The sequence below is a fragment of the Enteroscipio rubneri genome (genome assembly GCF_002899715.1).
In the GTDB taxonomy this organism is placed as follows: Bacteria; Actinomycetota; Coriobacteriia; order Coriobacteriales; family Eggerthellaceae; genus Enteroscipio; species Enteroscipio rubneri.
Genome location: NZ_PPEK01000014.1, coordinates 12103 through 27594, shown reverse-complemented (window position 1 = coordinate 27594; position 15492 = coordinate 12103). Strand labels below are relative to the sequence as shown.

14 protein-coding genes are annotated in these 15492 nt (G+C 64.8%); 12 read left to right on the top strand and 2 right to left on the bottom strand.

Annotation, left to right across the window (positions count from 1 at the left end; translation table 11 throughout):
- Positions 1-57 precede the first annotated feature (57 nt).
- The gene (mdh, locus tag C2L71_RS10090; RefSeq protein ID WP_103265678.1) at positions 58-981 is read left to right on the top strand and encodes a malate dehydrogenase; all 924 of its coding nucleotides are present in this window, start codon (positions 58-60) and stop codon (positions 979-981) included.
- A gap of 262 nt (positions 982-1243) precedes the next feature.
- Here mdh and C2L71_RS10085 read toward each other — a convergent pair whose 3' ends face one another.
- Positions 1244-2254 carry an NADP-dependent oxidoreductase gene (locus C2L71_RS10085; RefSeq protein WP_103265635.1) on the bottom strand — a complete coding sequence of 337 codons (1011 nt, stop codon included), beginning with the start codon at positions 2252-2254 and terminating at the stop codon, positions 1244-1246.
- 393 nt (positions 2255-2647) lie between these two features.
- A complete protein-coding gene (locus C2L71_RS12445) occupies positions 2648-2779 on the bottom strand; it encodes a hypothetical protein (protein ID WP_275664979.1) in 132 nt (43 codons plus the stop codon).
- Positions 2780-3122: 343 nt separating this feature from the next.
- Between C2L71_RS12445 and C2L71_RS10080 the strand changes: the two genes are divergently transcribed.
- From C2L71_RS10080 to C2L71_RS10030, 11 genes are all read left to right on the top strand, one after another.
- Positions 3123-3911: an ABC transporter ATP-binding protein gene (locus C2L71_RS10080; RefSeq protein ID WP_103265634.1), complete on the top strand. Its 789-nt coding sequence runs from the start codon at positions 3123-3125 to the stop codon at positions 3909-3911.
- A 4-nt stretch (positions 3912-3915) separates the two neighbouring features.
- A complete protein-coding gene (locus tag C2L71_RS10075; protein ID WP_129588504.1) occupies positions 3916-5571 on the top strand; it encodes a hypothetical protein in 1656 nt (551 codons plus the stop codon).
- A gap of 91 nt (positions 5572-5662) precedes the next feature.
- A complete protein-coding gene (locus C2L71_RS10070; RefSeq protein WP_103265632.1) occupies positions 5663-6556 on the top strand; it encodes a fumarate hydratase in 894 nt (297 codons plus the stop codon).
- Entirely contained in the window at positions 6553-7104 is a 552-nt protein-coding gene (locus tag C2L71_RS10065; RefSeq protein ID WP_103265631.1) for a fumarate hydratase C-terminal domain-containing protein, read from the top strand. The genes C2L71_RS10070 and C2L71_RS10065 overlap by 4 nt, the downstream gene beginning before the upstream one ends.
- A 33-nt stretch (positions 7105-7137) precedes the next feature.
- Entirely contained in the window at positions 7138-7998 is an 861-nt protein-coding gene (tmk, locus tag C2L71_RS10060; protein ID WP_103265630.1) for a dTMP kinase, read from the top strand.
- A 2-nt stretch (positions 7999-8000) separates the two neighbouring features.
- Positions 8001-9173 carry a DNA polymerase III subunit gene (locus C2L71_RS10055; protein WP_103265629.1) on the top strand — a complete coding sequence of 391 codons (1173 nt, stop codon included), beginning with the start codon at positions 8001-8003 and terminating at the stop codon, positions 9171-9173.
- A 13-nt stretch (positions 9174-9186) separates the two neighbouring features.
- Positions 9187-10719 (top strand): PSP1 domain-containing protein, encoded by a 1533-nt coding sequence (locus tag C2L71_RS10050; protein ID WP_103265628.1) that lies wholly within the window; start codon positions 9187-9189, stop codon positions 10717-10719.
- A gap of 68 nt (positions 10720-10787) precedes the next feature.
- A complete protein-coding gene (locus C2L71_RS10045; protein ID WP_103265627.1) occupies positions 10788-12242 on the top strand; it encodes a nicotinate phosphoribosyltransferase in 1455 nt (484 codons plus the stop codon).
- Between the two features lie 99 nt (positions 12243-12341).
- Positions 12342-13244, top strand: a complete 903-nt coding sequence (locus tag C2L71_RS10040; RefSeq protein WP_103265626.1) for a DegV family protein — start codon at positions 12342-12344, stop codon at positions 13242-13244.
- A gap of 136 nt (positions 13245-13380) precedes the next feature.
- Positions 13381-14310: a DegV family protein gene (locus C2L71_RS10035; RefSeq protein ID WP_103265625.1), complete on the top strand. Its 930-nt coding sequence runs from the start codon at positions 13381-13383 to the stop codon at positions 14308-14310.
- Positions 14311-14474: 164 nt separating this feature from the next.
- Complete coding sequence (locus C2L71_RS10030) at positions 14475-15476, top strand: NAD(P)-binding domain-containing protein (RefSeq protein ID WP_103265624.1); 1002 nt, start codon at positions 14475-14477, stop codon at positions 15474-15476.
- Positions 15477-15492: the final 16 nt, after the last annotated feature.

The window sequence follows — 15492 nt, the reverse complement described above, 5'->3', positions numbered from 1 at the left end:
AAACGCGGGGCGCTACAATGCGGTTCGCAGAACCTGACTTCGAAGGAGAACTATCACATGCCCAAGGTAACCATCGTCGGCGCCGGCAACGTCGGTGCCACCGCCGCCCACATCATCGCGTCCAAGAACCTGGCTGACGTCGTGCTCATCGACGTGGCCGAGGGCCTGCCCCAGGGTAAGGCGCTCGACATGATGCACATGCTCAGCGTCGAGCAGTTCACGGTGCACGTGACCGGCACCAACGACTACGCCGACACGCGCGACTCCGACGTGGTGGTTATCACCGCCGGCATCGCCCGTAAGCCCGGCATGACCCGCGAGGACCTGCTCGGCGTGAATGCCGGCATCATGAAGTCGGTGATCGGAGCCGCCATGGAGGCGTCCCCGAACGCCGTGTTCATCTGCGTGACGAACCCGCTCGACGTCATGACCACGCTGGCGTACCGGCAGTCGGGCCTGCCGGCGGAGCGCCTCATGGGCATGGGCGGCGTGCTCGATTCCTCGCGCCTCGCGTTCGCGGTGTGCGAAGAGCTGGGCTGCGCGCCGGCGTCCGTGACGGCCTGGGCCGTGGGCGCGCACGGCGAGGGCATGGTGTGCTGGCCGCGCTTCACCACGGTGGACGGCACGCCCATCACCGAGCTCATGGACGAGGCGGCGGTGGCCAGCGTGGTGCAGCGCTGCGTGAAGGGCGGCGCCGAAGTGGTGGCCTTCCTCAAGACCGGCAGCGCCTACTACGCTCCCGGCGCGTCCATCGCGAAGATGGTGGAAGCCATCCTCACCGACTCGCACGAGGTCATGAGCGTATGCGCGCACATCGACGGCCAGTACGGCATCGACGACCTCTACATGAACGTGCCCGTGCGCTTGGGCCGCGGCGGCGTCGAGGAGGTCGTGGAGTTCGACCTCGACGACGAGGAGCTCGCGGCGCTGCGCGCCAGCGCCGACAGCGTCCGCGCGGGGCTCGCGAACCTGCCGGAGTAAACGCTTTTCTTCAGATGGAAATGCAGTGGGCGATCTTCGGATTACCCACTGCAGATGTGCTTCCTACTGGGCCGTCCCGCCGTGATGTACTCCCGAACGGCTCTGCGCCTCCCCGGCGATTGTGCGGTGAAGCAAGGAACGCTTCCCTACTCATGATCGTTTCGGGCGGAGATGGTATGGTTGCCGAAGTAGGGAGAATTCTTCGGCCTGCTTTGCTTGCTCAAGACGATGCCTTGCATGGCAATCGTGCCAGCCCTTGTCGCTATTCCACCTTCAGCACGATCTTGCCCTTGGCGCGGCCGGACTGCGAGTAGTCGAGCGCTGCTTGCGCCTCGGCCAGGGGGAACACCTTGTCCACGACGGGCACGAGGCGCCCCTCCTCGTAGAGTCCCGCCAGGATGGCGAGCTGGCGGGCGTCAGGCCGCACGAAGATCATGTTGTACGTCACGTCGTAGCGCTTCTCGCGCAGGGTGAGGGGAAGCGACGCCACGCGCAGGGCCTCGGTCTTCCAGAAGCCCAGGCGCTGCGTCTTGCCGAAGCGTGCGTTGGGCGTGCCGTTCAGCGACACGACGCGCCCGCCGCGCCGCAGGATTTTGAACCCCTCGTCCAGGCTCTTGCCGCCGAACACGTCGTAAAGGCAGTCGTAACCGTGGAGCACCTTCCAGAAGTCGGTGGTCCGGTAGTCGATGACCTCGTCTGCACCTAGCCGCTCCACCAGCGCCCGGCCCTTCTCGCTCGCCGTGGTTGCCACGTAGGCGCCCATGATCTTGGCCAGCTGGATGGCGAAGGTGCCGATGCCGCCCGCGCCTGCCTGGATGAGGATGCTCTCGCCGGATCGCAGGCCCATGAGCTCGTTGAACGCCTGGTAGGTGGTCAGGCCCACGAGCGGGACGGAGGCCGCCTGCTCGAAATCGAGGTTCTTCGGCTTGAGCGCGATGTCGGCGGCCTTCACGGCGAAGAACTGGGCGAACGTGCCCACCATGGTGCGGCGCGGCAGGCCGTATACCTCATCGCCCACCTTGAACCGCGTCACCTGCGAGCCTGCCTTCGCAACCGTCCCTGCGAAGTCGAAGCCCAGTACGAGCGGCATGCGGTAGTTAATAAGCAGCTTGAGCACGCCGTCGCGGATTTTGTAGTCCACGGGGTTCACGCTGGCGGCATGCACCTTCACCAGCACCTCGTCGGGCGCAATGGCGGGGATGGGCAGCATGAACTCCTCCAGCTGCTTCTGGTGGTAACGGGATATGCCCATTGCCTTCATCATGGTGGTCATGGGGTCCTCCTCGCTCGATTCAGATGCTTGCCAGGATCATGGTAGGGAGCAAGAGGACGGGTCGTGCGCGGTGAGTTTACTCTGTTTTGAGAGAGTCAGGTGTTCGTATGGGTGCGGCAACGACGCGTTCTTATGCAGCCCTTGCGCTCGCACAGGCGGGTTTTGCGACGTCGCGGAAAAGCGTGGCGGAAGTGTTGTGAGTTTTGGGTTTCGGCGGGCTCGGCGCGGTTGCTTTTCAGCTTGACCCTGCTGGTGCGGTTGGAGCAAATCCTTGTTGCCCCATTACAGGAAACACATTTTGCTGGGGACTGCGGTCGATCCCCAGGCAGTAAAAAAGCGCGCGAACCCCGAGAAATCCGCGCGCTTTCCAGGGAGGGAGGGTAACGGGGTGCGCTAGTTGGTCACGCCGCAGACGCGTTTGGCGGCTACGCGGCCACTCAGGTAGGCACGGCCGACACCCATGCCTGCCGAAATAAGCATGAAGCTTTTAGTCATCGTCTTATGATAGTATCCATCCTCAAGCATCTCGGATAAGCCATGCTCGCTTTGGGTATGGTGAGTTCGCTTATCTTCTCGGTGCCTATATATTTGTTGATTCCGATCCATTCTCCATAGACGGCTGCAATGTGTGTCGCGCGGCTCGGCAATGCGCCTCTCGTCAAGCCATGCATCCTGCTATCCCGCTTCGAAGGCGTCAACAACCATTACATTCTCCTTTGAGATGAAATAAGCGCCCGTGTGTTTTCGCGTGGGGCGGTGGCGACGAAAGACCGTCTATAGTTAAGGGCAAAACTGCGCCTACACGCCTGCATGTATACGGAGCGAATAGCGGGCGACGAGAAGGGTGCGCGAGATCGAAGGGGGCTCTATGGACTGCCGGACGACAGGCGGACTTGAGCGCAACGGTGCGACGGTCGACGCAGCGGCCGGCCCAGGTGGGGCGCCGACCCAAGCGTTCCTGGAACCTCCAGTGCTTCGCGTGGAGAAGCTCTCGTTTTGCTATGCGCGCGCTGATGTGTGGAGCGACGTTTCGTTCTCGATCGATTCTGGGAAAGTTGCGTTTCTTACGGGACCGAACGGCTCGGGGAAGTCGACGCTGTTCCGCTGCCTGGCCGGATGGGCCGCGCCGAGCCAAGGAACGGTCGAACTGTTCGGCAAGCCCTTCGATGGTTCGGATCGCATGGTGCGTCGGCAGATGGCCTTTGTGCCCGATGTGCCCTCCTTCTATGACTATCTGACCGCCGTCGAGCACATCCGATTCGTATTGGCGGCCAACCGCGTGCCCGCCGGCGAAGACGAGGCGCTGCGCCTGTTCGACAGGCTTGGCTTGGCGGCGCATGGTGACCAGTATCCTTCGTCGTATTCACGCGGTATGCGTCTGAAGCTGGCTCTCGTGCTGGCGCTCATGGCGAAGCCCCGCCTGCTGCTTCTCGACGAGCCATACGGCCCGCTTGATCGGGAGGCGGCGGCTGCGTTGAGCTCGCTGCTGGCCGACGCGCGCGACGACGGTGCTGCCGTACTCATGAGCTGCCACCACGATGTGCCCGATTTGGAGCCCGATGTGCAGCTGCGTCTGGACGGAGGCCGCCTGGTGCCTGAACGCTCGACACCCGATGGCGCGACACCTGGCGGCGCGCTTGCGCAGCCGGAGCGCTGATCGCATGATGCGCGATTTCCAGTTGCTGGTGCGCTTGCGAGTGCGTCATGCGCGCACGTTCTTGCTGCGCCTGGCGTATCTTGCAGGAACCGATCCGTCGGTGGATCGCGACGCGAGCGACCGGGTATACCAGCTCTACGTCGCGGGGGCGCTGCTCATATGCGCGGCGCTGTTATGGTTCGCGCTTCTGGATGTCGTGGAGAAAACGTTTGTCGCCGTAGGTTCGCTGCTGGGTATCGTGGCGGTTTCGGCGCTCCTTGCCATGGCGGTTGCGGTGTTCGTGCACTGGTCGGTGCGCGCCCTGCGCAGCGCGCCTTTGCGTCTTTCGCATCCCGACATCGCCTATGTGGCTTCGAGCCCAATTTCGGCGCGCTCTCTCGTGATGGAAGCCGCGGGCGCGTCGCTGCTTGCCGCCGCCGTCATTGGGGCCCTGGCCGGCTATCTGCTGGGCTTCGGCCTTGAGGCTGCGCTCGGCGGCGCGGGGTGGGATTGGTTCGCTGCATCGGGGACTGCAGCAGCGGGCTTTGGAGCCGCCGTGCCGGATCCGGCTGCTGCTGCAGCTGGTCCGCCGGGCTCGTCGCCTCTTGCGAGCTTCGCGTTCGAGCTCGGCGAGGTATCGCCTGCGATGGCGGCGTTAGCCTGTTCCGCGCTGTTCGCAGCCGTGGCGGGCGGATCGTGGGCGATCAGCGTCGTGCGACTCGCCTCGCGGCGTCGCTCGCAGCGCGCGGAGAAGATAGTCGGGATCGTCGTGGCATGCGCGCTCGGCCTAGCCGGAACGGCGGGCGCGTTCGTATGTGGGCCCATTCTTGCCGCCGCCGGCTCGGCAGGCTTTGCGATTCTCGGTGCGGCGGCACTCGCGTGCCTGGTTGTTGAGGCGGCGGTCCTTGTCGTGCTCTCGCCTCGGGTTGATATGGTAGCCGTCGTACAGGAAAGTGCGCTGGCTGTCGAGCTCGATCCCTTCGGTGTCTTCTCTGCGCTCGATCCCGACGTGCAGAGCGATTATCGTCGTCGCATCAAGGTGGCGCGCCGCGGTCCGGTATTCCGATTGCCCGCAGCGCAAGGCCGATTCGTCTTCATCGCTCGTTCTGCTCTCTCGCTCGTCCGCCAGTTCGAAGGACTCGCAGGACTTGTCGTGCTGGGGGCGGCAACGACGCCGCTTGGCGTGGCGGCGCTGTTCGGGGCAGGTGCTCCTGTGACGTTTCTGTTCTGGCTCATGCTGCTCGTGCTCGTGCGGCCGTCGGGCCCTCGCGAGGCTTCGCGCGCCTTTCGCGACGACATGCGCGTGAGGCTTGTGCGTGACCAGCTTCCTTTCAGCGTGTTCGAACTGCTCGTGTTGGATTCGTTGCCCGCATTCGCGCTGGTCGCCGTGCTCACCTGTGCGGTCGTTCCGTTCGCGGTGCCCCCGGGCGTCCCGCTTGCGGCGGCGCTCGCCCTCGGCGTGGTGACGAATGCGGCCACGCTGCTCTGCGCTGGCTTGGACGCCGTGCGCATGTCCTCAAAGGGGTTGCGCCCTTGGAGCGAGGGCGGTCTTGCAATGCTTGTGGCGGCGACGGCCATCGCATCGACTTTTGAATTGCCGTGGCTCACGGTTGCTGCGGCCGTCGCCGTCTGCGTCGGGGTCGCGCTCATCGTACTGCGCGGAGCGGAACGTGCGCGTTAGGAGCCCTTGCGCCGAAGCTCGGGCCGCTCCGCTTGCGGCGCTTGCCGCATTCGCCATCAGCCCTGCGCCGCTTGCGCTATAATCGTTTCCTATGGAAACCATCATTTCGAAATCACAGGTCGCGCGGGCCGTCTACACGGCTATTCCGAAGCTCGCATGCGATCTCCCGGCAGATATCAAGGCGGGTCTGATCGCGGCGCTCGAGCGCGAGGACAATCCGCGTGGACGCGCCGTGTTGGAGCAACTGGTGGAGAACGCGCGCATCGCGCACGAGGATCACGTGCCCATCTGCCAGGACACCGGCACCGTATGGGTGAGCCTCGAGGTGGGTTCTGGCGTGCTCGTGCCGGCAGACGTGTTCGCTGATGTGGACGATGCGGTTGCGCGCGCCTACAATGAAGCACGGCTGCGCAAGTCGGTCGTGCACGACGCCATCCTCGACCGCGTGAACTCCGGTGACAACACACCTGCGTTCTGCGACATCCACCCCGTTGACAAATTGGGCGTTGCGCGCCTGCACGTCATGCTTAAAGGCGGCGGCTCGGACAACGCGAGTCGCGTGGCCATGCTCGTGCCGGGCGCGGGCATGCAGGGTATTGTCGACGAGCTTGTTCGCTGCGTGTGCGAGAAGGGCGCGAACGCCTGTCCGCCGCTCGTGGTGGGTGTCGGCATTGGGAGCACGTTTGACAAGGTGGCCGGCCTCGCGAAGCGGGCGCTCATGCGCCCTGTGGATGAACCTGCGGCCGATCCGCGCGTGCGTGCGGTGGAGGAGGAGTTGCTCGAAGCCGTGAACGCAACGGGCGTGGGACCGGGTGGGCTCGGCGGCCGCACGACGGCGCTCGCCGTGCGCGTGGCAACGGCGCCATGTCATATCGCCGCGCTGCCGCTCGCCATCAATATGGGGTGCTCTGCAATGCGTCGCATGACGATCCCGCTGGCCGGGTATGCGGAGGGGCATCGTGCGATAGAGGGGGACGCTCGATGAATGCGATCGACAGCGGTGCGATTCGTCTTGCGCTCCCGCTTGAGCGCGCGGCGCTCGCCGGTCTGCACGCTGGCGATACGTGCCTGCTCACCGGGCCGCTCTACACGCTGCGCGATGCGGGACACGTGCGTCTTATGACCGAGCTTGAGGCCGCGGACGGCACGCTGCCCTACGGCCTAGACGGCCAGGCCATCTTCTACGCGGGCCCCACCCCCTCGGCGGCTGGCCGTCCGTTCGGTGCGGTAGGGCCCACCACGGCCAGCCGCATGGACTTTGCTGCGCCCACGCTGCATCGTGCAGGGGTGGTCGCCACCGTCGGCAAAGGCCGCCGCAACCCAGAGGTGCGCGCCGCCTGCATCGAAACCGGTTCCGTTTATTTCGTGGCGTGCGGCGGCGCTGCGGCCTATCTGGCGAAATGCGTGGCATCATCGGAGACGGTGGCGTACGGGGATTTGGGGACCGAGGCGCTGCGCCGCATCGAGGTCGTCGACTTCCCCGTGTTCGTGGGCATCGATGTCCGCGGCAACGACGTGTACGATCTTATCTGAGCGCGAGTGAGCGTTCGGGATTGAATAGGAACCATGGCCGAGAACACATCTGCAACACAACGCGCGAGACGTGGAGCGGACGTCCGTCGCAAGACGACTGAAGCTCGCGAGAACGGCGAAGCCTGGCGCGCATCGGAACCCGGCGGAGAAGCCCGACGCGGTGCCTTCATCACGTTCGAGGGCGGCGAGGGTGCCGGCAAATCAACCCATATCCGCTTTTTGGCCGAGTCCTTGCGCGACCGAGATCGCGAGGTGCTGTGTCTGCGCGAACCGGGCGGCACGGGCATCGGCGAGCAATTGCGCGCCATAGTGCTCGATCCGGCCAACGACGACATGTCCGATGAGACGGAGCTGCTCGTCTACGAAGCCGCTCGTGCCCAAATCGTGGCACAGGTCATCAAGCCTGCGCTCGAGCGCGGGGCGGTGGTGCTGTGCGACCGCTTCACGGATTCCACGGTGGCGTATCAGGCTGCTGGCCGCGGGTTATCACGCGAGTTCGTGGATCGTGCGAACAGCTTTGCCTGCCAGGGCGTGCGTCCCGACCGTACCATCCTGCTTGTAACGGGCGGTTCGGCCGGCACGGGGCTCGCGCGCGCCACGCGGCGCACGGGCGCGGATAGGCTCGAGCGCGCCGGCGAGGATTTTCACGCCCGTGTTAACAAGGCGTTCCTGGAGATCGCCCACGATGAACCCGCGCGCGTGCGCGTAGTGGAGTCGGGCGGAAAGAAGTCGTCTACGGCTGCGGCCGTATTCGCCGAACTCGCCGATCTGTTCCCGTGGATGGCCGAGAGCGAAGCGCGCGATCCCTCGTTTTTCGAACGGCTCGACGTCCATCGCTCTCGTGTGGGGCGGTCGGATGCGCGCGCACAACGCGGCGGCTCGCAGGCGGGATAAACGTGGCCGACGCGTTCGAGAACATACTCGGCCAACCCCAGGTGCGCGAGTTCCTGCGCGCCACGGTGGCCCAAGACCGGGTGAGCCACGCGTATCTGTTCACAGGCCCTGCCGGTTCGAACAAGACGCTCGCGGCCTATGCGCTTGCGCAGGCGATCATGTGTCCGAAAGGCGCCAACGGCCCGCGGGGAGGGAATTGCGGTGCCTGCGACTGCTGCCGGCGCATCATGCGCAGAAAACACCCCGACGTGCGCTATTTTGCGCCTGAGGGCGCAGGCGGCTACCTGGTCGATCAGATTCGCGATATCGTGGCCGACACGGCGCTCGCCCCCATTCAGGGCGCTCGCAAGGTCTACATCCTCGATCGCGTGGACTTGCTCGGGGTGCAAGCGGCCAATGCTTTTCTCAAAACGCTCGAGGAGCCGCCGGCCGATGTCGTGCTCGTCCTTTTGGGGCGCACGCGCGAGAGCGTTCTGCCCACCATCGTCTCGAGGTGCCAGGTAGTGCCGTTTCGCTCCATCCCGGCGAGCGAGGCCGCGGGCATCATCGTGCAGAACACGGGGGCGGCCCATGACCAGGCGCGCATGGCGCTCGAGGCATGCGGGGGCTCCATCACTCGTGCCGTTGATTTTTTAAAGTCAAACGAGCGCCTGGCGTTCCGCACGCGCGTGCTCGAGGTGCTGGGGCGCATGCGCGAGGCGGATGATTGGGATCTTCTTGGCTATGCCGCCGATCTGGTTGTGCAGGCGAAGGCGCCGCTCGACGTCGTGCGTGCCGAACTGGAGCAGGATCTTGCCCAAAACGCCGACTTTCTGGCGAAGTCGGCTATCCGCCAAATCGAGGCGCGCAACAAGCGCGCACTCACCGCGAAGAGCTTCGAGTCGCTGCGTCAGCTCACCTCCATCGTGCGCTCATGGCTGCGCGACGTGCTGATGGTCTGCTCCGGAGCGTCCGAACTGGTGATCAACGTGGACGTGCGCGGCTCGCTCTCCGAAGCCGCCGAGCGCACCGACGAAGCCCGCGTAGCTGTTGCGCTTGAGGCCGTGCTACGCTGTGACGAGGCAATCTCGTATAATGTATCCCCTGAGACATGCATCGACGCGTTGTTGTTCGAAGTGAAGTACGCGCTGTTCGGCGAGCGCTCCGCGCGCATCGAGCGAACCGCGAGACGATAAAGAGAGGTGCCCTATGGTCCGGATTGCACCAGTCAATCTGTATTTCAACCCGAAGACGCTCTGGTTCGACGCCGGCGAGTTTGAGGTGCGTGCCGGCGATGGTGTGATTGTATCGACCGCGCGGGGCGTTGAGTTCGGCCGCGCCGCGGATGACGCATTCGAAGCCGAAGCCTCGCAGGTCAAGAAGCTCAAGACTCCGCTCAAGCCCGTGATGCGCATTGCCACGGAGGAAGACGAGGCTCAGGCCGCCGAAATGGAGCGTCTGTCCGCTGAGGCGCTGCCGTTATTCAAGCAGATGGCCGCAGAAGCCGATGCGGACATGCACCCGGTGTCCGTCGAGTACCTGTTCGACGGTGACAAGGCTGTCTTTTACTTCGAGGCCGAGGAGCGCGTCGACTTCCGCGATCTTGTGCGCAAGCTGGCGTCGAAGTTCCGCGTGCGTGTGGATATGCGCCAGATCGGCGTGCGCGACGAGGCGCGCATGGTGGGCGGTTTGGGACATTGCGGCCAGGAGCTGTGCTGCAAGCGCTTGGGCGGCGAGTTCTGCCCGGTGTCTATCCGCATGGCCAAAGAGCAGGATCTCTCGCTCAACCCGCAGAAGATATCGGGCGTGTGCGGACGACTCATGTGCTGTTTGCGCTACGAGTTCGATGCGTACAAGGACTTCAAGAGCCGCGCTCCGAAACAGAACACTCAGGTGGAAACGCCCGCCGGCACGGCGAAAGTGGTCGATCTGGATGTGCCGCGCGAGATCGTATCGCTCAAGATCGAGGGCGAGAAGCCGGTGAAGGTGCCGCTTGCAGACTTCGATCCGCCCGAGGAGGGCAGCCGGCCGAAACGCGTGGGAGCAGAGGCGTGGGAGGAGGCGAATGCCGCGAACGCGCTTGCTATCGTGGGAGAGGGCGGCACGCTGCTTACCTCGCAGCTGACCGGTCAGGACAAGTTGGCCGATCCGAAGGCCGTGCGCAGGACGGGCAAGAGCGGTCAGAAGCAGGCGCGCGGCGGTACCGGCAACGGCGGCGGTTCCGGTCGCGGCGGGGCTGCGTCCGACAAGGCGGCTGATGCACAGGCGGCAAGCGGTCGCAAGCCGCGGCGCAGGCGCTCCACGAAGGTGGGTGGCGAGGCGGCGCAGGGCGCCGAGGGGCAAAAGCCCAGTCAAAAGCAGAAGAGCACGGCGCGCGCCCAGGGTGCCGCCGGGCAGAAGGGCGGTCAGGGCGGTCAGAAGAAGCGTCCGGGCCAGTCGGCAAAAAAGCAGAGCGCGGCTCCAACCGGCGAGCAGCAGAAGAAACGCCAAGGTCAGAAGCCCTCAGGCTCCTCGAAGCAAGGTCCTCGCCCGGGCCAGCGGTCTTCGGGGCTCAGACAGGTTCAGAAGGCGGCTCCTGCCGGACAGGGCGCGCAGCCTCGTAGTGTCGGCGGGGCAGACGCGGCCCAGACCGAGGGAGCCCGTGCGGAGGGTGGCGGCCATCGTCGGGCTCGGCGGCGCAGTCACAAAGCGGGAGGCGCGGGCGAAAACGGCGGCGCCGGCAAGGGCGGCGCGAAGGAATAAGGCGGCTTCGTGCAAAGAGGAGCGCCAAGGCGACTACGAGAGCTAGCTTAAGGGGAGGCTTGCGAACCATGAAGATTGATTACGAGATGCTCACGGATCTGTACCAGCTCACGATGGCGCAGGGGTACTGGGAGAGCGGGCAGGGCGAGATGCAGGCCTGCTTCCATATGTACTTTCGGGACTATCCGTTCAAAGGGGGCTTCGCTGTGGCGAGCGGCATGGCGCAGCTGGCCGATCTCGTGGACGCGTTCTCCTTCACAGATGACGATGCGAGCTACTTGGCATCGCTCGATGCGCCGGGCGGCGGGAAGCTGTTCAAACCGGAGTTTCTCGAGAGGCTCCGTACGTTCAAGCTGGACGTGGACATCGATGCCGTTGCCGAGGGCACCGTCGTGTTCCCGCATGAACCGCTTGTGCGCGTGACGGGCCCCATTATGGACTGCCAGCTTATTGAGACGGCTCTTCTCAACTGCGTGAACTTCGAGACGCTTGTGGCAACGAAGGCGGCGCGGGTGTGTTTGGCGGCCGAGGCGCCCGTCGCCGAGTTCGGTCTGAGGCGCGCCCAGGGACCGGCCGGCGGGGTGTGGGCCAGCCGCGCGGCGGTGGTGGGTGGCTGCGCCTCCACCTCCAATGTGCTGGCCGGTCAAATGTTCGGCGTGCCGGTTTCGGGAACGCACGCGCATTCGTGGGTGATGTCGTTCTCTGACGAGCTGACGGCGTTCCGCGCCTACGCGGCGGCGTTCCCGAACAACTGCGTGCTGCTCGTGGACACCTATGATGTGGAGCAGGGATTGAGAAATGCCATCACGGTGGGGCTGGAGATGCGCGAGCGCGGGGATCGCCTGTCCGGCGTCCGCATCGATTCGGGCGATCTGTCCTGGCTTGCGAAGATGGCTCGCAGCATGCTCGATGAAGCGGGTCTTGATGACTGCGGCATCGTGCTGTCCAACGATCTGGACGAATATGCCATCCAGTCCATTCGCGACGAAGGAGCCCAGGTTACCTCATGGGGCGTGGGCACGAAGCTGGCTTGCGCCTACGACCAGCCCACGCTGGGCGGTGTGTACAAGCTTTCCGCCACGCGCGCACCGGGCGAGGATGCCTGGTGCGATCGCTTGAAGATATCGGAATCGGTGGCGAAGCTTACCACTCCGGGCGTGCTGGACGTCCGACGCTACTTCCACGACGATGGCCGCTTGGCGGGCGATATGGTGTTCGACATACATGCGGGTGCGGACGAGCGCGAAATTATTGTCGATCCGCTGGACGACCTGCGCCAGAAGCGGCTTGCGGGCAAGCGCTTCGAGACGTTGCTCAAACCTCTTGCGCGTGCCGGCGCTACCGTGCTCGATGTCGATTTGCGCGACGCATTGGCGGCCCGCAACCGTGCTCGGGCGGGTCTTGCCACCCTCGACGAGAGCCAGAAGCGCATGCTCAACCCACATACGTACCCGGTGGGGCTCGAATATGGTCTTTTTGAGCGTCGTCGCGATTTGGTGGCGCGGTTGCGCGGCATCGCGTAGTTTAATAGCGGATACGGCAGTGGGGCCGCATATCGGTGCCGCTGCCGTATTCATGCGAACTTGCCGCCCAAGTGCGGGCTCCGGTTAAGGAAGGACGCCATGATCAAGATAATCACCGACTCGGTTGCCTCCATACCCGCCGACGAGGCACGCGACGCCGGCATCGAGATAGTCACGTTGTACGTGAACCGCGATGGCGTGGAATATGCCGATGCGGCTATGGATCTGGACGCGTTTTATGCGGACATCTATGACATGGTTGACGATATCCCCACGTCAAGCCAACCCTCTCAGCTCGTGCTCGAAGAACTGTTCGAGGATGCAGCCGAGGCGGGCGACGAGGTGCTGGGCATCTTCATCTCCTCGGGGTTGTCGGGCGCCTACGAAGGTGCGGTGCGCGCAGCGCGCGCCGTGAAGGCGCGCAACCTGGACTTCTCCTACGCCATCATCGATTCCTCCTCGTGCGGCTATGACGAGGCATGGCCGGTATTCGATGCTGTTCGTGCGCGTGGTGAAGGGGCTGATCTGGCGGGTTGCACTGCCGCTGCGCTTGAGGGCATGCAGGCCACCCGCTTTTTGTTCACGCCCGAGACACTCACGTTTTTGCAGAAAGGCGGGCGTATCGGCAACGCAGCCGCCCTTTTGGGCAATCTGATCCAACTTGCCCCTGTGCTCACGGTGAGCGATGGAAAGGCGACGACGTTCGCGAAGGTTCGCACACGCAAGAAGGCGCTCGATAAGATTGTCGCGACGTTCAAGAAGGATGTCGAGGAGCACGGCCTCAAGCACGTTGTCGTGCACTATATCGGCGACCGCACCCCGGCGGTTGCATGGGCGCACGAGGTTGTCGAACCGCTCATCGGGCGTTCGGTAGGCGTGTTGCCCGTCAGCCCGGTCATCGGTCTTCACGTAGGGCCGGCTGTGGGGATTGCTTACGAGTGCGCAAGCGCGCTTGCGGGCAAGCTGAACGGTCCCGTCCATGCGCGCGTCAGCGCGTCGTAGGCGACGCGGTGCCGGGGGCGTCGGCGGGCCGGAGACGTCGGCGGAGCCGGGGCGCAGGGGCGCGAGGTAACGCCGGTGGGTGCGCCGGGGTGCCAGGGGCGTTCCGGACGAAAACAAAGCGAAGGAAGGCTCGGACATGCAGCCAGTGTGCAACCTGATCATCGATTCCTGCTGCGATCTGCCTTACGAGGTGATCGACAGGGACGGGGTGGAGCTCATCCGCTACCCCTACATCATGAGCGACGGCGAGCACGCCGACGATCTGTACCGGACCTCGTCGGCGCACGATTTCTACCAGGCCATGCGCAGCGGCGAGGAGCCCACCACCTCCCAGGTGCCCATGCCGGTGTACCGCGAGGCCTTCGAGCGCGCCGTCGCTAGCGGCGTGCCCACGGTGTGCCTGAGCTTCTCGAGCGGGCTGACGGGCAGCTTCGACGCCGCCACGATGGTGCTCGAGCAGGTGAAGGCCGAGCATCCCGAAGCCGAGCTCTACCTGGTGGACACCCGTCTGGCCTCGGTGGCAGAGGCGCTTTTGGTTTACGAGGCGCTCGGGCAGCGCGACAACGGCATGACGGCGTGCGAGCTGGCCCGATGGGCCGAAGAAGCGCGTTTTTTTGTCGATGCCGAGTTTATGGTGGAGGACTTGGAGGCGCTGCGGCGCGGCGGTCGCATTCCCGGCTCAGTTGCCTACGCGGGGTCGAAGTTGGATGTGAAGCCGCTGCTCACCATTACGGTCGAGGGCAAACTGGCCCTAGCGGGCGTGGCGCGTGGACGGAAGAAGGGCATCAAGCAGCTGGCCGAATACTATCGCAAGCGCAAAGCCGATTCGCGTCCTGGGCGGTGCGTGGTGATAGGCAACGCCGATTGTCCGAAGGATGCCCAGCGTCTTAAAGACGAGCTTGAGAAGGACGACGGCAGCATACTGTTTTTGGAGAGCAGCATCGGGCCCGTCATCGGCAGTCACGTGGGCCCCGGCATGATAGCTGTGGTGTTCTGGGGCGGGGACAAGCGCGAGGAGCTGTCCGTGGCAGACCGCATTGCAAAGCGGGTCAAAGGAGAGGACTAGCGGGAGGCGCCTTCGGCTGAGAATGTCGCCCGCCGTCCTACGTTCGAGCGACGGGCGATTCGAGCGCCTGACGGACGAAGCGCGAGCGAGCGGGCTGGAATCGATCGCGCAAGCGGGCGGATACGGGCAGAACACGAGCGGATGAATTCGGGAAAGGTGCTTCAATGAAGAAGGCTTTTGCATACACCGGCAACGAGACGGTGGGCGCTGCGATGGCGCAGCGGCTTGAAGCCGCAGGCTACGTGCGGACCGACGACCCTGTCGAAGCGGGCGTCATCATCACCTACTGCACATCCCAGACCGCGCTCGAGGATGCCTACTTTGACGAAGAGGGCTACATGCAAACGGCTGCCCCGGGCGCCCTCTTGCTTGACCTTTCGCCGACGACGCCCGATTTCGCTCGCGAGTTGAACGCGGTAGCCGTGGTGAGCAGCCTTGTGCTCGTTGAGGCTCCGCTTGTGGTACTGGACGTTGCGCGTCCGGAAGCGTTCGCCGACCGCGACAACCTCGCCTGCTTCGTTGCCGGAGACGAGGACGGCGTGGAGGCCGCGCGCCCGCTGCTGGAGATGCTTGTCGGATCGGTCCAAGACACAGGCGGAGCGGGAACAGCCCAGCTCGGGCGCGCTGCGTACACGCTGCAGACCGTGTCCCAGATCGTGTCGGCCGTGGAGGCGGATGCGCTCTACCGTGCGCATCGCCGTTCGGCTGGGCCTGCTGCGGCCGAAACAGGGCAAGCAGGTGCGACTACTCCGCTTGCCGAGCACGTGCTGGACGCGGTGTCGGCGATGCGCTTCGACGGCGATTATACGGTGGAAATGCTCATGGGCGAGCTTTCGGCCGCGCTCATGGCAGCCGACGATATGGATCTTATTCTGCCCCATGCCGAGGCGAGCCTGCATCTGCTGGAGCTGCTGGCGGTCATCGGCGGGGCCGACAAATCGCCCGCGGCGCTCGCTCTCGTGTATGGCGAGGAAGCCGCCTGTGCAGAGCAGGGGCTCGATTGGACGCGCGCCGAGCAGGCGTATGGCGAGGGGGTCGAAGACTACGATGACGAGGACCTCGATGGCCTTGACGGGTGCGGCGACGACTGCGACCACGATCACGATCATGGCCGTGATCCGTACCAAGGATATCCCGGACCGTTCGGCTCGTTCTCGGCGAATTGATCCGGGACGCTTCGGC